We start from the raw sequence: 21,662 nt of genomic DNA on the forward strand, positions 1-21,662 counted from the left end.
CCGCCCTGCGGCACGTGGACCACGCCGCCCGACGGGCGGCGGCCGCGGCCACCCACGGACCCGGACCCTGGACGGGGTGAACCGGCCCCCGGATCAGCCCAGTGCGGCCCGGTACACCTCGAGGGTCCGGTCGGCGATCGCGTCCCACGAGAAGTGCTCCTCGACCCGGACGCGCGAGGCTGCGCCCATGCGTGCCGCCGCCTCCGGGTCGGTGGCCACCGCCGTCAGCGCCCGTGCGAGGTCGGCCACGAACCGCTCCGGGTCCACCGGGGTGCCGGTGCCGTCCTGCACCTGGTCGATGGGGACCAGCACCCCGGTGACACCGTCGTCGACGACCTCGGGGATCCCCCCGGTAGCGGTCCCGACCACCGGGACCCCGCAGGCCATGGCCTCGAGGTTGACGATCCCCAGCGGCTCGTACACCGAGGGGCAGGCGAACACCGTGCCCGCGCTCAGGACGGCGACCAGGTCCTGCCGGGGCAGCATCTGCTCGATCCACACCACCCCGTCACGCTGCGCTCGCAGGTCCGCGACCAGGCCCGTGACCTCGGCCGCGATCTCAGGGGTGTCGGGCGCGCCGGCCACCAGGACCAGCTGGACCTCCGCCGGCAGGCGCTCGGCCGCCCGCAGCAGGTACGGCAGGCCCTTCTGCCTGGTGATGCGGCCCACGAACACCACCGCCGGCCGGCCCGGGTCGATGCCGTGCTCACGCACCACCCGGGCGGCGTGCTCCCGGGCCGGGTCGTCGGCGGGGCGGCGCCACCCGTCCAGGTCGATCCCGTTGTGCACGACGTGCACCTTGGCGGGGTCCACCTGGGGGTAGCAGCGGAGGATGTCGGTGCGCATACCCTCGCTCACCGCGATGATCGCCGCGGCGCCCTCGTAGGCGGTGCGCTCGGCCCAGCCGGACAACGCGTACCCCCCGCCCAGCTGCTCGGCCTTCCACGGGCGCAGGGGTTCCAGGCTGTGGGCACTGACGACGTGCGGCACCCCGTGCAGCAACCCGGCCAGGTGTCCGGCGAGGTTGGCGTACCAGGTGTGGGAGTGGACCAGGTCCGCGCCCTCCACGTCCGCGGCCATCAGCAGGTCCACACCGAACGTGGACAGTGCGGCGTTGGCGTCCACCAGGCCGGCCGGGACGTCGTAACCGTCGACCCCGGCCTCGGTGCGGGCCCCGTCGAAGCACCGCACCCGTACCTCGACCCGTTCACGGAGCACGCGGCTGAGCTCGGCGACGTGGACACCGGCTCCCCCGTAGACGCGCGGCGGGTACTCCCTGGTCAGCAGATCGATGCGCACGACGACACGCTAGCGCCACTCGGCCCCCACGTCTGGCCGGGAAGTGATCTCCCCTCTAGGGTCGGGGCATGGCATCACCTCGAGTCCTGGCCATCGTCCTCGCCGGCGGAGAGGGCAAGCGCCTGATGCCGCTCACCCAGGACCGCGCCAAGCCCGCGGTGCCGTTCGGGGGGCTGTACCGGCTGGTCGACTTCGCCCTGTCCAACCTGGTCAACTCCGGGTACCTGCAGATCGTGGTCCTGACCCAGTACAAGTCCCACAGCCTGGACCGGCACGTGGCCAAGACCTGGCGCATGTCGCCGCTGCTCGGCAACTACGTCGCACCCGTGCCGGCGCAGCAGCGGGTGGGCAAGCACTGGTACCTGGGCAGCGCCGACGCGATCTTCCAGTGCCTGAACATCATCGCCGACGAGCGTCCCGACATCGTCGTGGTCGTGGGCGCGGACCACGTCTACCGCATGGACTTCGAGCAGATGGTCGCCGCCCACATCGACTCCGGTGCGGAGCTGACCGTGTCGGCGATCCGCCAGCCGATCGAGATGGCCGACCAGTTCGGCGTCATCGAGGCGCGCCCCGACGACCCGACCCGCATCGCGGCCTTCCGCGAGAAGCCGACCGACCCCGTGGGCCTTGCCGACTCCCCCGGCGAGATCCTGGCGTCCATGGGCAACTACGTCGCGAACGCCGACGCCCTGATCGAGGCCGTGACACGGGACGCCGAGAACCCCACGTCCAAGCACGACATGGGCGGCGACATCGTCCCGTACTTCGTGGAGCGGGACACCGCCGGGGTGTACGACTTCATCCGCAACGACGTGGCCGGATCCACCGACCGCGACCGCGACTACTGGCGCGACGTGGGGACCCTGGACGCCTACTACGACGCACACCTGGACCTGATCTCGATCAACCCGGTGTTCAACCTCTACAACACCGGATGGCCGCTGTTCACCGGGTACGCGGGGCTCCCGCCCGCCAAGTTCGTGCACGCCGGCCCCGGCCGCCTCGGGCACGCCGCCGACTCCCTCGTCTCACCCGGGGTGATCGTCTCCGGTGCGACCGTCAGCGGGTCGGTCGTCTCCCCCGGGGTGTACCTGCACTCGTGGTCCTCGGTGAGCGACTCGGTGATCCTCGACGGCTGCACCGTCGGCCGCCACGCCCAGGTGCACCGGGCGATCCTGGACAAGCACGTCGTGGTCGAGGAGCGTGCCCGGGTCGGCATCGACGCCGAGCACGACCGTGCCAGGGGATTCACCGTCACCGAGTCGGGCATCACGGTGGTGCCGAAGGGCACCCGGATCGAGGCCTGACCGACCCGCGGGCACCCGGTGCCGTCCCCCGGACCCGCCGCTACCCTGCAGCCGTGACCACCACTCCCCCTCCCGCAGGCGCGCGCCGGGTCGTCGTCATGGACGTCGACTCCACGCTCATCACCGGTGAGGTGATCGAGATGCTGGCCGCCCACGCCGGGTCCCTGGAGCTCGTGACGGACGTGACCGAACGGGCGATGCGCGGGGAGCTGGACTTCACCGCCTCGCTCCACGAACGGGTCGCCACCCTCGCAGGTCTGCCGGTGTCCGTGTTCGACACGGTCGGCCAGGAGATCACCCTGACCGACGGTGCCGGGCAGTTCGTCGACGAGCTCCACCGACGCGGCTGGCCGGTGGGGCTGGTCTCCGGTGGGTTCACCGAGCTGGTCCGACCCCTGGCACGACGACTGGGCATCGGGTTCGTCCGTGCGAACTCCCTGCAGGTCCGCGACGGTGTGCTCACCGGCGCCGTGGAAGGCCCGGTGATCGACCCGCACGCGAAGGCCGAGGCGCTGAAGGAGCTGGCCGGGATGCACGGCGTCCCGCTCGACCACGCGGTGGCCATCGGGGACGGCGCCAACGACCTGCTCATGCTCCGTGAGGCCGGCCTCGGGGTGGCGTTCAACGCCAAACCGGTGGTAGCCGAGCAGGCCGACGTGGCTGTCGCAGGGGGGCGCCTGGACGCCGTCCTCGAGGTCATCGACCGCCACCACCCCTGACCGGGCCGGAGGACGGTCAGGCCGGTCGCACGAGGTCCAGGAGCTGACCGGCCCCGCGCCCGGCACCGTCCCAGGCGTCCAGGGCCAGCACGGCGAACGTCGCCGTCGGGATCCCGGCCCGCACCTGGGCCAGGTGGGCGGGGTCCCCGACCGACCCCGTCAACCACGCAGCCGTCGCCGACATGGTCGGCTCGTGACCGACCACCAGGACGGTGCGCACCTGCGGGTCCACCGAGCCGAGCGCGGCGACCACCTGCTCGACTCCGGCGCCGTACAGGCGGTCGTGGACCTCCACCCGTGGCTCGGGCGCCTCGCCCAGTGCCGCGCGCACCAGCTCCCACGTCTGTCGGGTCCGCACGGCCGAGGACACGAGTGCGACCTCGGGCACCAGACCCCGGTCGGCGATCGCCGCACCCACCTGCCCGCACTGGCGCCGGCCCCTGAGCGCCAGTGGCCGCAGCTCGTCGACCACCGACCCCGCAGGCTCGGCCTTCGCGTGACGCAGCAGGACCAGTCGGCGGCCCGCGCCGGTCACTGACCCATGGCGTGGAAGCCGCCGTCGACGTGCACGATCTCACCGGTGGTCGCGGGGAACCAGTCCGACAGCAGCGCCGCGACCGCCCGGGCGGTCGGCTCGGGGTCGTGCGCGTCCCAGCCCAGCGGCGCCCGATCGGGCCAGCCACCCTCCATCGCCTCGAACCCGGGGATGGACTTCGCGGCGGTGGTGCGCACCGGGCCGGCCGACACCAGGTTCACCCGCACACCGTCCGGACCGAGATCGCGCGCCAGGTAGCGCGCCGTGGACTCGAACGCCGCCTTCGCCACACCCATCCAGTCGTACACCGGCCAGGCGTACCGGGCGTCGAACGTCAGCCCCACCACCGAGGACCCCGTGGTCAGCAGCGGGCGCGCGGCGACGGCCAGTGCCTTCAGCGAGTAGGCCGAGACGTGCAGAGCGGTCGAGACGTCCTCCCACTCACCGGCGAGGAAGTTCCCGCCCATGACCGACTGGGGGGCGAAACCGATGGAGTGCACCACACCGTCCAGGTGGTCCACGTGCTCGCGCACGCGGTCGGCGAGCGCGTCGAGGTCCTCGGTCGAGGTCGCGTCGAGCTCGACGACGGGTGCGGGCTCCGGGAGTCGACGCGCGATCGTCTGGGTCAGGCGCAGCTGGCGACCGAACGACGTCAGGACGACCTGCGCGCCCTCCTCCTGGGCCAGACGTGCGACGTGGAACGCGATGGAGGAGTCCATGAGGACTCCGGTGACCAGGAGCTTCTTGCCCTCGAGCAGTCCCATGCGGTGTGCCTCTCTCGATCCAGGCGCGGCCTGGAGGTGCTGGTGCTTCGGACGGGTGCCGGGACGTGCCCGGTCCCTGCGGACGCGACGGCTCAGTGACCCATGCCCAGACCGCCGTCGACGGGGATCACGGCGCCGCTGACGTACGCGGCGGCGGGTGAGGCGAGGAACTCCACGACTCCGGCGACCTCGTCCGCCTGGCCGAACCGGCCCGCGGGGATCGCCGCACGGTAGGCGTCCTGGCGTTCCTGTGGCAACGACGCGGTCATGGCGGTGTCGATGAAGCCCGGTGCGACCACGTTGGCGGTGATGCTGCGGGACCCCAGCTCACGGGTGAGGGACCGTGCCATGCCGATGAGCCCGGCCTTGGACGCGGCGTAGTTGACCTGCCCCTGGCCGCCGTAGGTCGCGACCACCGACGAGATCAGCACGACGCGTCCGCGACGCAACCGGATCATGCCCTTGGACGCGCGCCGCACGCACCGGAACGCCCCGGTGAGGTTCACGTCCAGGACGTTCTGGAAGTCCTCGTCGGTCATGCGCATCAGGAGCTGGTCGCGGGTGATCCCGGCGTTGGCGACGAGCACCTCCACCGGACCGTGCTCCTTCTCGACGGCGGTGAAGGCCGCGTCGACCGAACCGGTGTCGGCCATGTCACCGCGAACCCCCAGGACGCCCTCGGGCAGGTCACCGCCGCGGTGGATGGTGGCGACCTTGTCACCGGCGGCGACGAACCTCTCGGCGATCGCGCGACCGATGCCGCGGCTCGCCCCGGTCACCAGCACGCTGCGCGGACCACCAGCGCTGTCGGTCACGGTTGCTCCTGTCGTCTCGACCCAGGCCGGCACGGGGCGCGCACGGCCTGCCCGACGTTAGCCGACCCGGCGGTCCGTGCGCCGCCACCGACCACCGGGCGGCGGCACGAGGCGCGCGGGACGGGGATAGACTCAGGTGGTGAGGCGCCATGCGGACAGCGACCACGACGCAGGTCGCCCCGACGACGAGGTCCTCCAGATCACGGACGCCCCCGTCCCGCTGGACCAGGACCAGCAGCGCCGCGCGCGCAGGTACCTGATCCAGATGGGGATCCGGGTCGCGTGCTTCCTCGGGGTGGCGCTCATCGACCACTGGTCCCGGTGGCTGCTGCTCGTCGGGGCGGTGGTCCTGCCGTACGTCGCGGTGGTGCTGGCCAACGCGGGGCGCGAGCGCGGGCAGGCGTCCACCACCCTGATGGACGCCCGGGCGCTGCCGTCGTCGGCGGGTCTAGGGCCCGACGGCGGCGGTGCGCACGGCCCGACCGCCCACGACGAAGGAGCACGATGACCCAGGCGGACCTCCCGCACCCGCCCGAGCCCGCCGACATGCGTTGCAGCGCGCGCGGGTGCACCGACCTCGCGCTCTGGGGGCTGCGGTGGAACAACCCGCGCCTGCACACCGAGGACCGGCGGAAGGTCTGGCTGGCGTGCGACGGGCACCGGGCCCATCTCGAGACGTTCCTCGGTGCGCGTGGGTTCCACCGGGACACGGTGGCCGTGGCGGAGCTCGGTGCCGGTGACGGCTGAGCGCACCCGGGAGCTCCGCCGGTGGGTCGCCACCGGCCTCATCGCGGCGCTGGTCGCGACGGTGTGCGTGGTGGCCGGGATGTGGCAGTGGAGCCGGCACGTGGACCGCAGCGCCGCGGTCGCGACCGTGCACGCCAACCACGACGCCCCACCGGTGCCTCTCGACCAGGCGATCGAAGGCTCGACCGTCCACGACGACGACCAGTGGCAGCCGGTCCGGGTGCGCGGCAGGTACGTGCCGGACGGGACGGTGCTCCTGCGCAACCGCCCGGTGTCCGGTCAACCCGCGTTGCACGTCCTCGCACCCCTCGTGGTCGAGGGCGGGCCCCTGGACGGGCACGTGGTGCTCGTGAACCGGGGCTGGGTACCCGCCGCGTGGGAGGCGGACGACATCGCCGTGCCTCCGCCCCCGGCCGGCCCGGTGGAGGTGCTGGGACGGTTGCGGGCCGAGGAGCCCCCCTCCGGTCGGCCCGCTCCACCAGGTCAGGTCCAGTCCTCGGCGATCTCCGAGGTGCGGGCCGCGGTCCCGGGCTGGCCCGACGCCCCGTCCGTGAGCGGCTACCTGGCGGTGGTGACCGAGGACGGCGACCCGCTCGTGGGCCTCGGGGCGTTCCCCCGACCCACCACCGACCTGGGGTCGCACATGTCGTACGCCTTCCAGTGGTGGGTGTTCGCCCTCGGCGCCATCGGTGGCGCCGTCGTCCTGGCCAGGCGGGACCGCGCAGCCACGGCAGCCGGCTCACCACGCACCCCCCCTCGCTGCCGCCGGCCCACGGCAGAGGAGGAGGAGGACGCGATCCTCGACCAGCAGATGCACTGACCGCCCGTCCCACCGGCGGGCCGCCCGGGGTGCGGCGACGTCGTCCGCATCCCCGGGCGGGGACCGGTCAGGTCCCGAGCGCCTCGCGGCGGGCCTGGGCCGCCGGACCACGGGTCGCGCCGCCACGGCTGCGCATGGTGACACCCGCGTCGACCAGCACACCGTGCACGAACCCGTACGAGCGCCCGATGTCGGCCGCCATCGAACGGATGCTCTCCCCCCGCTGGTAGCGCTCGACCAGGTCTGCGGTCAGAGCCTCACGACCCTCACCGGTGATCCGGGCCCCTTTGGGAAGCTTCTTGTCCATTGATCGTCCTCCTGGTGCAGGTTCCGCACGCCCCCGGTGATGCAGGGGACGCCGCCCTGCCCGGGACCCCCTGCCCCGGACGGGACGAGCTCACGCGAGCGAGATGAGGTCCGCGTAGCTGTCGTTCCACAGATCTTCGTCCCCATCGGGCAGAAGCACCACTCGTTCGGGCGCCAGGGCCTCCACCGCGCCCTCGTCGTGGGTGACCATGACCACCGCACCGGTGTACCCGTGCAGCGCGCCCAGCACCTCGGCACGGCTCGCCGGGTCCAGGTTGTTGGTGGGTTCGTCCAGAAGGAGCACGTTCGCGGCCGACACCACCAGCACCGCCAGCGCCAACCTGGTCTTCTCACCGCCGGAGAGCACCCGCACCGGCTTGTCGGCGTCGTCACCGGAGAACAGGAACGACCCGAGGACGCTGCGGACCTGGGTGTCGGTGAGGTCCGGTGCGGCGTGGCGGAGGTTCTCGACCACCGTCCTGGCGGTGTCCAGGGTCTCGTGCTCCTGGGCGTAGTACCCGATCTTCAGGCCGTGCCCGGGCAGCACCTCACCGGTGTCCGGGGCCTCCACCCCCGCCAGGAGCCGCAGCAGCGTGGTCTTGCCCGCACCGTTCAGGCCCAGGACGACCACCCGGCTGCCGCGGTCCACGGCGAGGTCGACGTCGGTGAACACCTCCTGGGACCCGTACGTCTTGCTCAGGCCGCGCGCGGTCAACGGCGTGCGGCCGCACGGCGCCGGGTCGGGGAACCTCAGGTTCGCGACCTTGTCGCTCGCCCTCTGGTCCTCCAGGCCCTCCAGCATGCGCTCCGCTCGCCGCAGCATGTTCTGGGCGGCCACGGCCTTGGTGGCCTTGGCGCGCATCTTCTCCGCCTGGGCGACCAGGGCCGAGGCCTTCTTCTCGGCGTTGGCCCGTTCGCGTCGGCGACGACGCTCGTCGGTCTCGCGCTGCGTGAGGTACGCGTCCCACCCCAGGTTGTACTGGTCGAGCTCGCCCCGGTTGGCGTCCAGGTGGAAGACCTTGTTGACGGTGGCGCGCATCAGGTCGGTGTCGTGGCTGATCACCAGGAATCCGCCGTCGTACTCCTTGAGGTACTCACGCAGCCAGACGATCGAGTCGGCGTCCAGGTGGTTGGTCGGCTCGTCGAGCATCAGAGTCTCAGCCCCGGAGAACAGGATGCGCGCGAGTTCCACCCGTCGGCGCTGCCCGCCGGACAGCGTCCCCAGCGGCTGGGCCAGGACCCGGTCGGGCAGGCCCAGGTTGGACGCGATCCGCCCCGCCTCGCTCTCGGCGGCGTAGCCGCCGGCGGCCACGAAACGCGCCTCGACCCGGGTGTAGCGCTCCATCGCCTCGTCACGGGTGGCGTCGTCGGCGCTGGCCATCGCCCCCTCGGTCGAGCGCATGGTGCGGATGATCGTGTCCAGACCACGGGCCGAGAGGATCCGGTCCATCGCCGAGACGTCCAGGTCCCCGGTCCGGGGGTCCTGGGGCAGGTAACCGACGTCACCACCCCGGACGACCTTGCCCCCGGCGGGCTGCCCCTCCCCCGCCAGCACCTTGGTCATCGTCGTCTTGCCGGCACCGTTGCGCCCCACCAGGCCGATGCGGTCACCCTTGGCGATGCGGAACGACGTGGGGTGCAGCAGGACGCGGACGCCCACGCGCAGCTCGAGGTCCTGGACCGTGAGCACTCAGACTCCTCCGTCGGGAATCCCGCCCGGGTCCGGGCAGGCACAAACGCCGACCATCCTAGGGGTCGCCGAGCGACGGATCAGATGTTGAAGCCCAGTGCCCGCAGCTGCTCACGACCGTCGTCGGTGATCTTCTCCGGGCCCCACGGCGGCATCCACACCCAGTTGATGCGGTGCCCGTCGACGAGCCCCTCGAGCGCCTGGCCGGTCTGGTCCTCGATCACGTCGGTGAGCGGGCACGCCGCCGAGGTCAGCGTCATGTCGATCACGGCGTGGTTGTTCGGGTCGAGCGCGACGCCGTACACCAGGCCGAGGTCCACGACGTTGATGCCGAGCTCGGGGTCGATGACGTCGCGCAGCGCCTCCTCGACGTCGGCGGCCGTGGGGGGCGTGGGTCGGGTCTCGGTGCTCATGCGTTCTCCTGAGGGTCGGTGGTACCGGTGTCGGTGCCGGCGCGGTGCACGCCCTGCGCGCCGGACTGGATGAGCGCGTCGTGCAACGCCGCCCAACCGAGCAGGGCGCACTTGATCCGTGCCGGGTAGCGGGCCACGCCGGTGAACGCCGTCGCGTCGCCCAGGGCGTCCTCGAGGTCTTCCGACAACCCGGCACCGCGTGACCGCATCAGGGCACGGAACACCTCGCCGAGCTCCTCGGCGCGCGTGACCTCGACGTCCTCCACCAGCTCGGCCATCACCGACACCGACGCCTGGGAGATCGAGCAGCCCTGTCCCTCCCAGCTGACGCCCGTGAGCCGCCCGGGCGCGCCGTCCCCGAGGTGGACGCGCAGGCGCACCTCGTCACCGCACGTGGGGTTCACCTGGAACGACTCCGCCGCGTGCCCCTGCCGCAGTCCGCGGCCGTGGGGTGTGCGGGCGTGGTCGAGGATCAGCTGCTGGTAGAGCTGCTCCATCGAGCTCATCGTGGTGCTCCGTCCGTCAGACCGAAGAAGGGGCGCACCCGGGCGAGCGCGTCGTGCAGGGCCGCGACCTCCTCGGCGGTGGTGTACACCGCAGCCGAGGCCCGGGTGGTCGCAGCCACCCCGAAGCGACGGTGCAACGGCTGAGCGCAGTGGTGACCCACACGCACCGCCACACCGGCGTCGTCGAGCACCTGGCCCACGTCGTGGGCGTGGACGCCGTCGACGACGAACGACACCGCCGCGAGACGGTCACCGGCATCGGTGGGTCCCACGACCCTGACCCCGGGCACCGACGTCACGGCCTCGAGCAGGAGACCGGTCATGCGGGCCTCGTGAGCCGCGACGGCGTCCATGCCCAGCTCGGTCAGGTAGCGGGCCGCGGCCCCCATGCCCACGGCCTGCGCGACCATCTGGGACCCGGCCTCGAACCGTTGCGGGGGCGGGGCGTACGTCGTGGTCTCCATGGTCACGACCTCGACCATCGACCCGCCGGTGGTCACCGGTGGCATCGCCTCCAGGACCTCCCGACGCCCGTACAACGCACCCACACCCGTGGGGCCGAGCATCTTGTGCCCGGAGAAGGCCGCCAGGTCCACACCCAGCGCAGGAAGGTCCACCGGCAGGTGCGGGACGCTCTGGCACGCGTCCAGGACCGTCAGGGCGCCGACCTCGCGTGCGCGTGCCACGAACGCCGGGACGTCGGTGACGGCGCCGGTCACGTTCGACGCGTGGGTGAACGCCAGCACCTTGGTGCGCTCGGTCACGACCGTGGAGAGCTCCTCGGTACGCAGGCGCCCGTCGTCCCCCAGACCGATCCACCGCAGCGTCGCACCCGTGCGGGCGCACAGCTCCTGCCACGGGACCAGGTTCGCGTGGTGCTCGGACTCGGTGACCACCACCTCGTCACCAGGTGCCAGTGCCAGGTCCCGGGCCGCCCGCCCCCCACGGCCCTGGCTCGCGTTGGCGATCGCGTAGGCCACGAGGTTGATCCCGGCCGTCGCGTTCGACAGCCACACGATCTCCTCCTGCTGGGCCCCCACGAGAGCGGCGACCTGGGCCCGCGCCTCCTCGAACGCCTCGGTGGCCTCCTCGGCGAGCTGGTGGGCGCCACGGTGGACCGCGGCGTTGCGCTGGGCGTAGAAGTCCTGCTCGGCGTCCAGCACCACGTCCGGCTTCTGCGACGTCGCCGCCGAGTCCAGGTACACCAGCGGCCGTCCGTCACGGACCGTCCTGGCCAGGAGCGGGAAGTCGGCACGCACGGCCCTCAGCTCGGCCTCGCTCAGCTCACGACCGGCGTCGGCGCGCCCGGGGTCCAGCACTGCGGTCATCGCGGTCCCTTCGGTGGTGGGTGGCAGGAACGGGGCGGGCCGTCACGGCGGCCCGCCCCACCGGCTCAGACCGAGGTCGTCAGGAAACGGTCGTAGCCCTCGGCCTCGAGGCGCTCGGCCAGCTCGGGGCCGCCCTCCTCGGCGATCTTGCCGTCGACGAACACGTGGACGAAGTCCGGCTGGATGTACCGCAGGATCCGCGTGTAGTGCGTGATCAGCAGCACACCCACCTCACCGGTGGCCCGCACCCGGTTCACGCCCTCGGACACCACGCGCAGGGCGTCGACGTCCAGGCCGGAGTCGGTCTCGTCCAGGATCGCGAACTTCGGGTTCAGCAGCTCCATCTGCAGGATCTCGTGGCGCTTCTTCTCACCACCGGAGAACCCCTCGTTGACGTTCCGCTCGGCGAACGTGCTGTCCATCCGCAGGTTCTCCATGGCCGCGCGCACGTCCTTGACCCAGTGGCGCAGCGCCGGGGCCTCACCGCTGATGGCCGTCTTGGCGGTCCGCAGGAAGTTCGAGACGCTCACACCCGGCACCTCGACCGGGTACTGCATGGCCAGGAACATGCCCGCGCGGGCACGCTCGTCGACGCTCATCTCCAGGACGTCCTCGCCGTCCAGCGTCACCGAACCGGCGGTGATCTCGTACTTCGGGTGCCCTGCGATCGAGTAGGCCAGCGTGGACTTGCCCGAGCCGTTGGGCCCCATGATGGCGTGGGTCTCGCCGCTGGCGACCGTCAGGTCGACACCGCGCAGGATCGGCTTGGCGCCCTCCTTGGTCTCGACGCTGACGTGCAGGTCACGGATCTCGAGAGTGGACATGGGTTCTCCTCAGGCGTTCACGGTGGTCTCGACGTCCACGAGCACGCGCTCGCCGTCGACGGTCACGGGGTACACGGGCACAGGCCGGGTGGCGGGCAGCGCCAACGGCTGACCTGAGCGCAGGTCGAAGGTGGAGCCGTGGAGCCAGCACTCGATGGTGCAGCCGTCCACGTCCCCGTCGGACAGGGACACCTGCCCGTGGGAGCACAGGTCGGACACGGCGTGGAAGGTGCCGTCGGAGTCACGGACCACCGCGACCTCGACCGGGCCCTGCGGGCCCTCCAGCTCCACGCGCAGAGCCGCACCGGGCGCCACGTCGTGGATCGTGCAGGCGAGCTGGGCGGTCACCGGCCCACCGCCGCCCCGGATCCGTCGATCACGCTCATGCTCTTGGCCAGCTCGGCGTCGATCGCCTCGACCAGGCGTTCCTCGACCGCGGGGACGCCGATCTGCTGGATGAGCTCGGCGAAGAAGCCACGTACCACCAGGCGACGCGCGTCGACCTCGGGGATGCCGCGCGAGCGCAGGTAGAACAGCTGCTCGTCGTCGAACCGTCCGGTCGCCGAGGCGTGCCCGGCTCCCTCGATCACACCGGTCTCGATCTCCAGGTTGGGCACGGAGTCCGCCCGCGCGCCGTCGGTCAGCACCAGGTTGCGGTTGAGCTCGTAGGTGTCGGTGCCCTCGGCGGCGGCCCGGATCAGGACGTCCCCGACCCACACCGTGTGGGCGCCCGCGCCCTGCAACGCACCCTTGTAGGTGACCCGCGACCGGCACGAGGGCACCGCGTGGTCGACGAACAGCCGGTGCTCCTGGTGCTGGTCGGCGTCCGCGAAGTACAGGCCGAGCATCTCGACCTCACCGCCCGGGCCGGTGAACTCCGCGTCCGGGGTCACGCGCACGACGTCCCCACCCAGGGTCACGACGATGTGCTTGACCTTCGCGTCGTTGCCCAGCCGCATGCGGTGCGCGGAGGCGTGCACCGCTCCCGCGTCCCAGTCCTGGATCGACACCAGGGTCAGGTGCGCGCCGTCCTCGACGACCACCTCGACCGTCTCGGTCAGCTGCGCGCCGCCCACGTGGTCCACGACCACCACGGACTCGCTCAGCGCCTCGGCATGGATCAGCAGGTGCGAACCGGCCGGTTCCAGCGCGGTGGTGTCGGTGCCCTCGATGCGGATGCTCGTCGCCGCGGACGCGACCGCCCGGGCGGGGACGGTGACGACCGTCGCCTCCGCGAACGAGGCCCAGGCCGCAGCGGCGGTCCGGTCCCCCGGTTCGCCGGCACGTCCCAGACGCACGTCGTCACGCCCGACGATCTCGACGGTGACCTCAGGCGGGTTCACGACGGTCGTGCGGGGTCCCACGCCGTTCAGGGTGCCGCCGTCGGCGGCGAACAGCGGGGCGAGCCGCTGCACCGGGGAGAAGCGCCACTCCTCCTCCCGGCCGGTGGGCACCGCGAAGTCGCTCAGGGCGAACGACGTGCGGCGCTCGGCCCGCGACCCCTCGGGCACGGTGCCGTGGGTGTGGGCGCCGTCGTTGGTGGCGCGGCTGTGGTCGGTCGACAGGTCAGTGGTCATCTCGGTGGACGGAGCCTCTCCCGTGGTCATGGTGTCGGTGCTGGGTGCGGTCATCAGCCGACGGAACCTTCCATCTGCAGCTCGATCAGACGGTTGAGCTCCAGGGCGTACTCCATCGGGAGCTCGCGGGCGATCGGCTCGACGAAGCCGCGCACGATCATCGCCATCGCCTCGGTCTCCTCCATGCCGCGGGACATGAGGTAGAACAGCTGGTCCTCACTCACCCGCGACACCGTCGCCTCGTGCCCCATGGACACGTCGTCCTCGCGGACGTCGACGTACGGGTAGGTGTCGGAACGGGAGATCTGGTCGACCAGCAACGCATCGCACAGGACCGTCGACGCCGAGTGCTCAGCCCCCTCCAGGACCTGGACCAGTCCGCGGTAGGAGGTGCGGCCACCACCGCGGGCCACCGACTTGGAGATGATCGAGGACGACGTGCGGGGCGCGGCGTGCACCATCTTGGCCCCGGCGTCCTGGTGCTGGCCCTGACCCGCGAACGCGATCGACAGCGTCTCGCCCTTCGCGTGCTCACCCATGAGGTAGATCGCAGGGTACTTCATCGTGACCTTCGAGCCGATGTTGCCGTCGACCCACTCCATGGTCGCGCCCTCGGCAGCCGTGGCGCGCTTGGTCACCAGGTTGTACACGTTGTTCGACCAGTTCTGGATCGTGGTGTACCGCACCCGCGCGTTCTTCTTCACGATGATCTCCACGACCGCCGAGTGCAACGAGTCGCTGGAGTAGATCGGCGCCGTGCAGCCCTCGACGTAGTGCACGTACGAGCCCTCGTCGGCGATGATCAGCGTCCGCTCGAACTGCCCCATGTTCTCGGTGTTGATCCGGAAGTAGGCCTGGAGCGGGATCTCGACGTGCACACCGGGGGGCACGTAGACGAACGACCCGCCGGACCACACCGCGGTGTTGAGCGCCGCGAACTTGTTGTCGCCGGGCGGGATGACCGTCCCGAAGTACTGCTCGAAGATCTCCGGGTGCTCGCGCAGGGCCGTGTCGGTGTCCAGGAACAGCACGCCCTGCTCCTCCAGGTCCTCGCGGATCTGGTGGTAGACGACCTCGGACTCGTACTGCGCGGCCACACCCGCGACCAGGCGCTGCTTCTCGGCCTCGGGGATGCCCAGACGGTCGTAGGTGTTCTTGATCTCCTCCGGGAGCTCCTCCCAGCTGGTGGCCTGCTTCTCGGTGGACCGGACGAAGTACTTGATCCGGTCGAAGTCGATGCCCGACAGGTCCGAGCCCCAGCTGGGCATCGGCTTCTTCTCGAACAGGCGCAACGACTTCAGCCGCATGTTCAACATCCACTCGGGCTCGTTCTTGAGCCGCGAGATCTCCCGGACGACGTCCTCGTCCACGCCACGGCGTGCGGTCGCACCCGCCGTGTCGGTGTCGTGCCAGCCGTACCCGTAGGCGCCGATCGAGTTGATGATCTCCTCGTCGGTGGACATGGGCTCGGTGGGTGCGCTCATCGTGTTCCCTCCACGGTGTGGGCTGGTGCCGGACGGTCCGTCGCGGCCGGGGTGGTCGTGGGGACGTGGGTCGTGCAGACGTGCCCGCCTCCGGCGAGCGTGGACAAGCGCTGGACGTGGACGCCCAGCATCTCGGAGAAGACCTTGGTCTCGGCCTCGCACAGCTGGGGGAAGAGCGCCGCGACGTCCTGCACCGGGCAGTGACCCTGGCACAGCTGCACCGCACGCCCGCCGGGCACCGGACGCGCCGAGGCGGCGAACCCTTCCCGGGACAGGGACTCGGCCAGCGCGGCGACACGATCCTCGACCGACCGGTACCGAAGCACGTGGCCGTGCCGCTCCCGCAGCTCGGCGGCCCGTCGTGCCGCGAAGTCCTCGACCGAGCCCCCTCCCCCGGCAGACGCCAGGTAGCGCAGCGCCTGCACGGCCAGATCGGAGTAGGCGCTCGCGAGGACGGCCTGCCCCCGTTCGGTGGCGACGTACCGACGCGGCGGACGCCCCCGACGTCCCCTGACCAGAGGGTCGGGCCCCTGGTGCACGGTGATCTGACCCTCGGCCTCCAGCGCGGCGACGTGCCGTCGCGCGCCCGCGGCCGTCAGCGCCAGCCGCGAGGCCAGCTCCACGACCGACACGGGCCCGTCCTCGACCACCAGTCGCAGGACCCGCTCACGAGTGGAGGCGTCCACGACGTCGTGCTGCTGGGCATCGCGCTCCACGTGCTGACACCTCCTCCTGCGGGGATCCGACCGGTCTCGATATAGACAACAGTGTTGTTGCTGAATTCCTTCCCCGCAACGAAGGATGCCCTCACCGCGCTCAGCCCCCGGCGCGCCTAGACTCCGACCTCGTGCCCGTCGACTCCTCGCCCCCCGACCAGCCGGCCGTCGCCGTCACCGCACTGGTCAAGCGCTACCGGGGCGCGACCGCCGTGGACGGTCTCACCCTCACGGCCCCGACGGGCCAGGTCACGGCCCTGCTCGGTCCGAACGGCGCCGGGAAGACGACCACCGTCGAGTGCTGCGAAGGCCTGCGCCGGGCGGACGGCGGAACCGTCCGGGTGCTCGGCCTGGACCCCGCGACCGACGCCAAGGCCCTACGGCCGCGGGTCGGGGTCATGCTGCAGGACGGCGGCCTGCCCACCACCGTCCGCGCCGAAGAGGTGCTGCGGCACGTCAGCACCATGTACGCCCGCCCCCGCGACCCCGGCGAGCTGTCCGAGCGCCTCGGCCTGGGCGGCTTCGCGCGCACCCAGGTGCGCCGACTGTCCGGCGGCGAGCGCCAACGGCTGGCGCTGGCGACCGCGGTGGTGGGCCGCCCCGAGCTGGTGTTCCTGGACGAGCCGAGCGCCGGCATGGACCCCCAGGCCCGCCTGGCGGTCTGGGACCTCGTGCGCGAGCTGCGCGAGGACGGGACCACGATCGTGCTCACGACCCACCAGATGGCCGAGGCGGAGGCGCTGGCCGACCACGTCGCGGTGGTCGACCACGGCACCACCGTCGCGGCCGGGACCGTCGCCGAGCTCGTCGGCAGCAACGCCAGCATCCGGGTCCGGGTCACCGGGCACCACGAGGACCGCGACCTGGCGTCGGCGTTGCGCACCGCGCTCGCCGGGACCGGTACCGCGACGGACGTCGATGTCAGCACCTGCGGGGCCCCTGACACCCTGGAGGTCACCGGGGCCGTCACCCCCCAGGTGGTCCACGCCGTGACCGGGTGGGCGCACGAGCACGACCTGCTGGTGCGCAGCCTCACCACCGGCAGACGCACCCTGGAGGACGTCTTCCTGGACCTCACCGGACGGAGCCTGCGATGAGCAGCACACCGACAGGACCTCGCCCGGGCGCACCGGCGCCCGCAGCGCCGTCGGGCCCCGGTGCGCCCGGCGCCGCCCCACTGACGCGGCGGGTGCGGGCCCAGGCCGTGTTCGAGATGGGCACCGTGCTGCGCAACGGCGAGCAGCTGGTGATCACCCTGGTCCTGCCGACCCTCCTGCTCGTGGTCCTCGCCCGGACGGGGCTCGTCGACCTGGGTACCGAGGACCGGATCAGCCTGGTCGCACCCGGCGTCCTGGCGCTCGCCGTGATGTCGACCGCGTTCACCTCCCAGGCGATCGCCACCGGCTTCGACCGACGGAACGGGGTCCTGCGCCTGCTGGCGACCACCCCCCTGGGGCGAGGAGGCCTCCTCGCCGGGAAGATCCTGGGGATGGCGTGCGTGCAGGCGGTCCAGATGACGGTGCTGGTCGTCGTCGCCGTGGTGCTGGGCTGGCGACCCGACGTCGCCGGGGTTCCGGCCGCGCTCGTGGTCCTGGTCCTGGGGACGTCGGCGTTCACGGCCCTGGCCCTGCTCCTGGCCGGGACGCTGCGCGCCGAGGCCGTCCTCGCGGTCGCGAACCTCGTGTGGGTGCTGCTGCTCGCCGGCGGCGGGGTCGTCCTGCCCGCCGACCTGCTGCCCGGGCCCATGGGGTCGCTCGCGACGCTGCTGCCCTCCGGGGCGCTCGGCGAGGGGCTGCGCACCGCCCTCACCGGAGGCGGCCTCCCGCTGGCTCCGATCGTCGTCCTGACCGTGTGGACCGTTGCGGCCGGTGCCCTCGTCTCACGCGCGTTCCGGTGGTCCTGAGACGCACGTCACGACGGGACCGCTCCGGACGCCGACTACCGTGGTACCTGTGAGTGCCGCACCCCCACCGCCCGCGACCGCCGCTGACGGCCCGGGCGTCGACCGAGACCCTCGACCCCGACGCGCCCCCTCCTACCGGTGGGCCCGACGGATCCTCTGGGCGAACCTGGTCGCGCAGATCGGCATCGTCGTCACCGGTGGGGCCGTGCGTCTCACCGACTCGGGCCTGGGGTGCTCGACCTGGCCGCAGTGCGAACCCGGGCGCTTCACACCCGAGCTCCACGAGGCGGACTCGCTGCACGGTCTGGTCGAGTTCGGCAACCGGACCCTCACCGGCGTGCTGGGCATCCTGGCGCTGCTGACCGCGTGGGTGGTGTGGCGTGAGCGGCACCGGCTGCGCAGCTACCGGCTCCTCGGGCTCGTGCCCCTCGTCGGTGTCGCGGTCCAGGCCGTCGTCGGCGGACTGACCGTCCTGCTCGAGCTGCACCCCGCGTGGGTGGGCGCGCACTTCCTCATCTCGATGGTGCTCATCGCCGCCTCCGCTGCCCTGCTGCGCCGTCACCGGGAGGGCGACGCACCGCCCGTCCCCCTCGTCGACGGCAGCGCACGGGCACTGACCCGCGGCCTGGTCGCGGTCGCCGTCGTGGTCATCGGCCTGGGCGTGGTGGTGACGGGAGCGGGCCCGCACTCGGGTGACACGGAGATCGCCCAACGGCTGCCCCTCGACCCGGTCGCCACCGCACGCGTGCACGCCGCCGCGGTGTGGGTCTACCTGACGTTGCTCGTCGCCCTCGTCGTCGTCGTGCACCGGCGTACCACCGGTGCGGTGCCCCGAGACGCAGCCGTGGTGCTCCTCGTGGTCACCCTCGCCCAGGGCGCGATCGGGTACGTGCAGTTCTTCACCGGGCTGCCTGAGGTCCTGGTCGCCGCGCACATGCTCGGCGCCGGGGTGCTCGTCGTCGCGCAGGTCAACCAGGTGATGTCGTTGCGGGAACGCGCCCGTTCAGGGCAGCGGGACGTCCGGGGCGCGCAGGTCACGCCAGTCGCGTGACCGGCCGGTCGCGGCGGCCAGCACACCCACCACCGCTGACGGGTTGCGCACCTGTCCGGCGAGCACCGCGGTGACGGCCTCGTCGAGGGGCACCCACCGGCACACGATCTGGCTCTCCTCCGCGACGCGGTGGTGACGCCGACCCTCGGGCACCTCCCGCACGTCGCGCGCCAGGAACACCCGCAGGGTCTCGTCGCTGCCCCCGGGGCTCGACACGTAGTCGGCGAGGACCCACCAGGACCCGGCCTCCAGGTCGGCCTCCTCGAGCAGCTCCCGCCGCGCCGCGGTCCACGGGTCCTCCCCCTCGACGTCGAGGAGCCCCGCCGGTGGTTCCCACATGACGCTGCGGACGGGGTGACGGTACTGGCTGAGCAGCAGCACGCGGTCCTCGTCGTCCAGGACGATCACCGACACCGCGCCAGGGTGACGGACGAACTCGCGGTGCACCGTGCCCGGTTCGCCCAGGTCCACGTCCTCACCGACGACGTCCCACACCATCCCCTGGTGGATCGTGCGGGAGGACACGGTGCGACGCGCCCCCGGCGCGTCCCGCAGGTCAGCCACGGGAGTCCAGCGCCGCCTTCACCAGCCCCGCGAACAGCGGGTGGGCGCGCGTGGGACGTGAGGCGAACTCCGGGTGGGCCTGCGTCGCGACGTAGTACGGGTGGGTCTGACGCGGGAGCTCCACGAACTCGACGAGCGAGGAGTCCGGCGACACGCCCGACACGACCAGGCCGGCGTCCTCCAGGGCCTGCCGGTAGGCGTTGTTGACCTCGTAGCGGTGACGGTGCCGCTCGGTGACCCGTTCGCTGCCGTACGCCTCGGCCACGACCGACCCGGGGGCGAGCACGGCGTCGTAGGCGCCCAGGCGCATCGTGCCACCCAGGTCCCCCTCGCCGCCCACGATGGCGAGCTGCTCGGCCATCGTGGCGATCACCGGGTCCTCGGTCCCGGGGTCGAACTCCGAGGAGGAGGCGTGAGCCAGCCCGAGCACCGCCCGGGCGTACTCGATGACCATGACCTGCAGACCGAGGCAGATCCCCAGGGTGGGGACCCTGCTGGTCCGCGCCCAGGTCAGGGCACCGACCTTGCCCTCGATGCCTCGCACCCCGAACCCGCCGGGCACCAGGACGGCGTCGACCCCGCCCAGGGCCCGGGCCGCGGCCTCGGGCGTGGCGCAGTCGTCGGACGCCACCCAGCGGATCCGCACGCGGGCATCGTTGGCGAAGCCCCCGGCGCGCAGGGCCTCGGTGACCGACAGGTACGCGTCCGGCAGGTCGATGTACTTGCCGACCAGGGCGATCTCGACCTCGTGGGACGGGTTGTTGACCGCGTGGGTCACGCGCTCCCAGGCCGCCCAGTCCACGTCCCGGAACGGCAGGCCCAGGCGTCGCACGACGTAGGCGTCCAGCCCTTCGCTGTGCAGGACGCGCGGGATGTCGTAGATGCTCGGGGCGTCGGCGGCGGTCACCACCGCTTCGCTCTCCACGTCGCACATGAGGGCGATCTTGCGCTTGACGGACTCGGGGACGTCACGGTCGGCGCGCAGGACCAGGGCGTCGGGCTGGATGCCGATCGAACGCAGCGCCGCCACCGAGTGCTGGGTGGGCTTGGTCTTCAGCTCACCGCTGGGCCCGATGTAGGGGATCAGCGACACGTGCAGGAAGAACACGTCGTCGCGACCCAGGTCGTGGCGCACCTGACGGGCCGCCTCCAGGAACGGCTGGGACTCGATGTCGCCGACGGTGCCACCGATCTCGGTGATGATCACGTCGACGTCGGGGCCCGCCTGGGCCCGCATCCGGGCCTTGATCTCGTCGGTGATGTGCGGGATGACCTGCACCGTGTCGCCCAGGTACTCCCCGCGACGCTCCTTGGCGATCACCGTCGAGTACACCTGACCGGTGGTGACGTTCGCCTGGGCGGTCAGGTCCACGTCCAGGAACCGCTCGTAGTGGCCGATGTCCAGGTCGGTCTCGGCCCCGTCGCTGGTGACGAACACCTCACCGTGCTGGAACGGGTTCATCGTTCCGGGGTCGACGTTGAGATAGGGGTCCAGCTTCTGCATCGTGACCCGCAGGCCCCGGGACCGGAGGAGGCGCCCCAGGCTCGAGGCCGTCAGCCCCTTGCCCAAGGAGGACGCCACGCCGCCGGTGACGAAGATGTGCCGGGTCGTGTTGTCCGACCGCCCGGGGAGTCGATTCGCGCGCTCTGCCACGGGCTTCAACTGTACCCGACCCGACCGGCGGCACCGGGCGCGGCGCGCGTCCCCGTCCGCCTGTAGACGCCCTCGAGCTGGTCGAGCGTGACCTCCAGGTCGGGCAGCTGCGCGGCCCGGGTGCGTGCACGCGCCGACAACGCCGCCCGGGCGTCCGGGTCGTCGAGGAGGGCGGCGACGGCACGGCCGATCTCCTCACCGTCCGTACCGACGAGCACGGCCGCGTCGCCGGTCACCTCGGCGGTGCCGCCCACGTCGGTGGCGACCACCGCCGAGCCGAGGGCCAGCGCCTCCTGGATGCCGAGCGGCTGGCCCTCCCACCGGGCGGTGCTGACCACCACGTCCGCCGCTGCCATGAGGTCGGCGACGTCCTCGCGACGCCCGAGCAGCCGCACCGGCAGGCCCTCGGCACCGACGCGGTCGCGGACGGCGGCCTCCAGAGGTCCGTCCCCGGCGACCAACCAGGTCAGGCCGGGTCGCCCGAGCAGGCTCGAGGCGGCGTCGCACAGGAGGTCCAGACCCTTCTGCGGTGCGAGACGACCGACGGTGACCATCACCGGCGCGTCCTGGGCGATCGCCAGCGCGCGCCGCGTCGAGTCCCGTGGAGCGGCCTGCGGACGGGGCGGGGCCGGCACCA

Annotated in this window: 25 protein-coding genes; 8 read left to right on the plus strand and 17 right to left on the minus strand. The window is 72.2% G+C overall.

Annotated elements, in window-relative coordinates; all coding sequences use genetic code 11:
* Positions 1 to 93 precede the first annotated feature (93 nt).
* Positions 94 to 1,299, minus strand: coding sequence for a glycogen synthase (gene glgA / locus N869_RS04850; protein WP_035058624.1), 1,206 nt, complete (start codon positions 1,297 to 1,299; stop codon positions 94 to 96).
* A gap of 68 nt (positions 1,300 to 1,367) precedes the next feature.
* Between glgA and N869_RS04855 the strand changes: the two genes are divergently transcribed.
* Positions 1,368 to 2,609 carry a glucose-1-phosphate adenylyltransferase gene (locus N869_RS04855; RefSeq protein ID WP_035058626.1) on the plus strand — a complete coding sequence of 414 codons (1,242 nt, stop codon included), beginning with the start codon at positions 1,368 to 1,370 and terminating at the stop codon, positions 2,607 to 2,609.
* 53 nt (positions 2,610 to 2,662) lie between these two features.
* On the plus strand, positions 2,663 to 3,328 hold the full coding sequence (gene serB / locus N869_RS04860; RefSeq protein ID WP_035058628.1) for a phosphoserine phosphatase SerB: 666 nt from the start codon (positions 2,663 to 2,665) through the stop codon (positions 3,326 to 3,328).
* 16 nt (positions 3,329 to 3,344) lie between these two features.
* Here the strand turns inward: serB and N869_RS04865 are convergent, their stop codons facing one another.
* The 3 genes from N869_RS04865 to fabG form a co-directional block, all read right to left on the minus strand.
* The gene (locus N869_RS04865; RefSeq protein ID WP_035058630.1) at positions 3,345 to 3,863 is read right to left on the minus strand and encodes a SixA phosphatase family protein; all 519 of its coding nucleotides are present in this window, start codon (positions 3,861 to 3,863) and stop codon (positions 3,345 to 3,347) included.
* A complete protein-coding gene (fabI, locus tag N869_RS04870) occupies positions 3,860 to 4,627 on the minus strand; it encodes an enoyl-ACP reductase FabI (protein ID WP_035058631.1) in 768 nt (255 codons plus the stop codon). The genes N869_RS04865 and fabI overlap by 4 nt, the downstream gene beginning before the upstream one ends.
* Positions 4,628 to 4,719: 92 nt before the next feature.
* The gene (fabG, locus tag N869_RS04875) at positions 4,720 to 5,442 is read right to left on the minus strand and encodes a 3-oxoacyl-ACP reductase FabG (protein WP_035058633.1); all 723 of its coding nucleotides are present in this window, start codon (positions 5,440 to 5,442) and stop codon (positions 4,720 to 4,722) included.
* Between the two features lie 139 nt (positions 5,443 to 5,581).
* On the opposite strand from fabG, the gene N869_RS16400 reads away from it, so the two are divergent.
* Genes N869_RS16400 through N869_RS04890 form a run of 3 tightly spaced genes read left to right on the plus strand, consistent with a single transcriptional unit; the run spans position 5,582 to position 7,009 of the window.
* The gene (locus tag N869_RS16400; RefSeq protein ID WP_084136428.1) at positions 5,582 to 5,950 is read left to right on the plus strand and encodes a DUF3099 domain-containing protein; all 369 of its coding nucleotides are present in this window, start codon (positions 5,582 to 5,584) and stop codon (positions 5,948 to 5,950) included.
* Positions 5,947 to 6,189 carry a hypothetical protein gene (locus tag N869_RS04885; RefSeq protein ID WP_035058635.1) on the plus strand — a complete coding sequence of 81 codons (243 nt, stop codon included), beginning with the start codon at positions 5,947 to 5,949 and terminating at the stop codon, positions 6,187 to 6,189. The genes N869_RS16400 and N869_RS04885 overlap by 4 nt, the downstream gene beginning before the upstream one ends.
* Positions 6,179 to 7,009, plus strand: coding sequence for an SURF1 family cytochrome oxidase biogenesis protein (locus N869_RS04890; RefSeq protein ID WP_035058637.1), 831 nt, complete (start codon positions 6,179 to 6,181; stop codon positions 7,007 to 7,009). The genes N869_RS04885 and N869_RS04890 overlap by 11 nt, the downstream gene beginning before the upstream one ends.
* A 67-nt stretch (positions 7,010 to 7,076) precedes the next feature.
* Here N869_RS04890 and N869_RS04895 read toward each other — a convergent pair whose 3' ends face one another.
* The 10 genes from N869_RS04895 to N869_RS04940 form a co-directional block, all read right to left on the minus strand.
* On the minus strand, positions 7,077 to 7,316 hold the full coding sequence (locus N869_RS04895; protein ID WP_035058640.1) for a helix-turn-helix domain-containing protein: 240 nt from the start codon (positions 7,314 to 7,316) through the stop codon (positions 7,077 to 7,079).
* A gap of 90 nt (positions 7,317 to 7,406) precedes the next feature.
* Complete coding sequence (locus N869_RS04900) at positions 7,407 to 9,005, minus strand: ABC-F family ATP-binding cassette domain-containing protein (RefSeq protein WP_035058642.1); 1,599 nt, start codon at positions 9,003 to 9,005, stop codon at positions 7,407 to 7,409.
* An 80-nt stretch (positions 9,006 to 9,085) separates the two neighbouring features.
* Positions 9,086 to 9,418, minus strand: coding sequence for a metal-sulfur cluster assembly factor (locus N869_RS04905; protein WP_035058644.1), 333 nt, complete (start codon positions 9,416 to 9,418; stop codon positions 9,086 to 9,088).
* Positions 9,415 to 9,924 (minus strand): Fe-S cluster assembly sulfur transfer protein SufU, encoded by a 510-nt coding sequence (gene sufU, locus N869_RS04910; protein ID WP_052105011.1) that lies wholly within the window; start codon positions 9,922 to 9,924, stop codon positions 9,415 to 9,417. The genes N869_RS04905 and sufU overlap by 4 nt, the downstream gene beginning before the upstream one ends.
* The gene (locus N869_RS04915) at positions 9,921 to 11,252 is read right to left on the minus strand and encodes a SufS family cysteine desulfurase (RefSeq protein ID WP_035058647.1); all 1,332 of its coding nucleotides are present in this window, start codon (positions 11,250 to 11,252) and stop codon (positions 9,921 to 9,923) included. The genes sufU and N869_RS04915 overlap by 4 nt, the downstream gene beginning before the upstream one ends.
* 65 nt (positions 11,253 to 11,317) lie before the next feature.
* Positions 11,318 to 12,076: a Fe-S cluster assembly ATPase SufC gene (gene sufC / locus N869_RS04920; RefSeq protein WP_035058649.1), complete on the minus strand. Its 759-nt coding sequence runs from the start codon at positions 12,074 to 12,076 to the stop codon at positions 11,318 to 11,320.
* A 9-nt stretch (positions 12,077 to 12,085) separates the two neighbouring features.
* Positions 12,086 to 12,424, minus strand: a complete 339-nt coding sequence (locus N869_RS04925; protein ID WP_035058651.1) for a non-heme iron oxygenase ferredoxin subunit — start codon at positions 12,422 to 12,424, stop codon at positions 12,086 to 12,088.
* Positions 12,421 to 13,683, minus strand: coding sequence for a Fe-S cluster assembly protein SufD (sufD, locus tag N869_RS04930; RefSeq protein ID WP_052105016.1), 1,263 nt, complete (start codon positions 13,681 to 13,683; stop codon positions 12,421 to 12,423). Before sufD ends, N869_RS04925 begins: the two co-directional genes overlap by 4 nt.
* Before the next feature lie 23 nt (positions 13,684 to 13,706).
* Positions 13,707 to 15,137: a Fe-S cluster assembly protein SufB gene (gene sufB, locus N869_RS04935; RefSeq protein WP_035058653.1), complete on the minus strand. Its 1,431-nt coding sequence runs from the start codon at positions 15,135 to 15,137 to the stop codon at positions 13,707 to 13,709.
* Positions 15,134 to 15,853, minus strand: coding sequence for a helix-turn-helix transcriptional regulator (locus N869_RS04940; RefSeq protein WP_035058655.1), 720 nt, complete (start codon positions 15,851 to 15,853; stop codon positions 15,134 to 15,136). The genes sufB and N869_RS04940 overlap by 4 nt, the downstream gene beginning before the upstream one ends.
* A gap of 131 nt (positions 15,854 to 15,984) precedes the next feature.
* On the opposite strand from N869_RS04940, the gene N869_RS04945 reads away from it, so the two are divergent.
* Genes N869_RS04945 through N869_RS04955 form a run of 3 tightly spaced genes read left to right on the plus strand, consistent with a single transcriptional unit; the run spans position 15,985 to position 18,807 of the window.
* Positions 15,985 to 16,950: an ABC transporter ATP-binding protein gene (locus tag N869_RS04945; protein ID WP_035058658.1), complete on the plus strand. Its 966-nt coding sequence runs from the start codon at positions 15,985 to 15,987 to the stop codon at positions 16,948 to 16,950.
* On the plus strand, positions 16,947 to 17,756 hold the full coding sequence (locus N869_RS04950; RefSeq protein WP_035058660.1) for an ABC transporter permease: 810 nt from the start codon (positions 16,947 to 16,949) through the stop codon (positions 17,754 to 17,756). The genes N869_RS04945 and N869_RS04950 overlap by 4 nt, the downstream gene beginning before the upstream one ends.
* A 49-nt stretch (positions 17,757 to 17,805) precedes the next feature.
* Positions 17,806 to 18,807: a COX15/CtaA family protein gene (locus N869_RS04955; RefSeq protein WP_084136426.1), complete on the plus strand. Its 1,002-nt coding sequence runs from the start codon at positions 17,806 to 17,808 to the stop codon at positions 18,805 to 18,807.
* Here the strand turns inward: N869_RS04955 and N869_RS04960 are convergent.
* From N869_RS04960 to N869_RS04970, 3 genes are all read right to left on the minus strand, one after another.
* A complete protein-coding gene (locus N869_RS04960; RefSeq protein ID WP_035058662.1) occupies positions 18,760 to 19,371 on the minus strand; it encodes an NUDIX domain-containing protein in 612 nt (203 codons plus the stop codon). The two genes, N869_RS04955 and N869_RS04960, sit on opposite strands and share 48 nt — an antisense overlap.
* Positions 19,364 to 21,025 (minus strand): CTP synthase, encoded by a 1,662-nt coding sequence (locus N869_RS04965; RefSeq protein ID WP_035058664.1) that lies wholly within the window; start codon positions 21,023 to 21,025, stop codon positions 19,364 to 19,366. The genes N869_RS04960 and N869_RS04965 overlap by 8 nt, the downstream gene beginning before the upstream one ends.
* A 5-nt stretch (positions 21,026 to 21,030) precedes the next feature.
* Positions 21,031 to 21,662, minus strand: a 632-nt coding sequence (locus tag N869_RS04970) for a glycosyltransferase family 4 protein (protein ID WP_156968348.1), incomplete at its 5' end; no start/stop codon positions are given.

The organism is Cellulomonas bogoriensis 69B4 = DSM 16987 (assembly GCF_000767165.1).
Taxonomy (GTDB): domain Bacteria; phylum Actinomycetota; class Actinomycetes; order Actinomycetales; family Cellulomonadaceae; genus Actinotalea; species Actinotalea bogoriensis.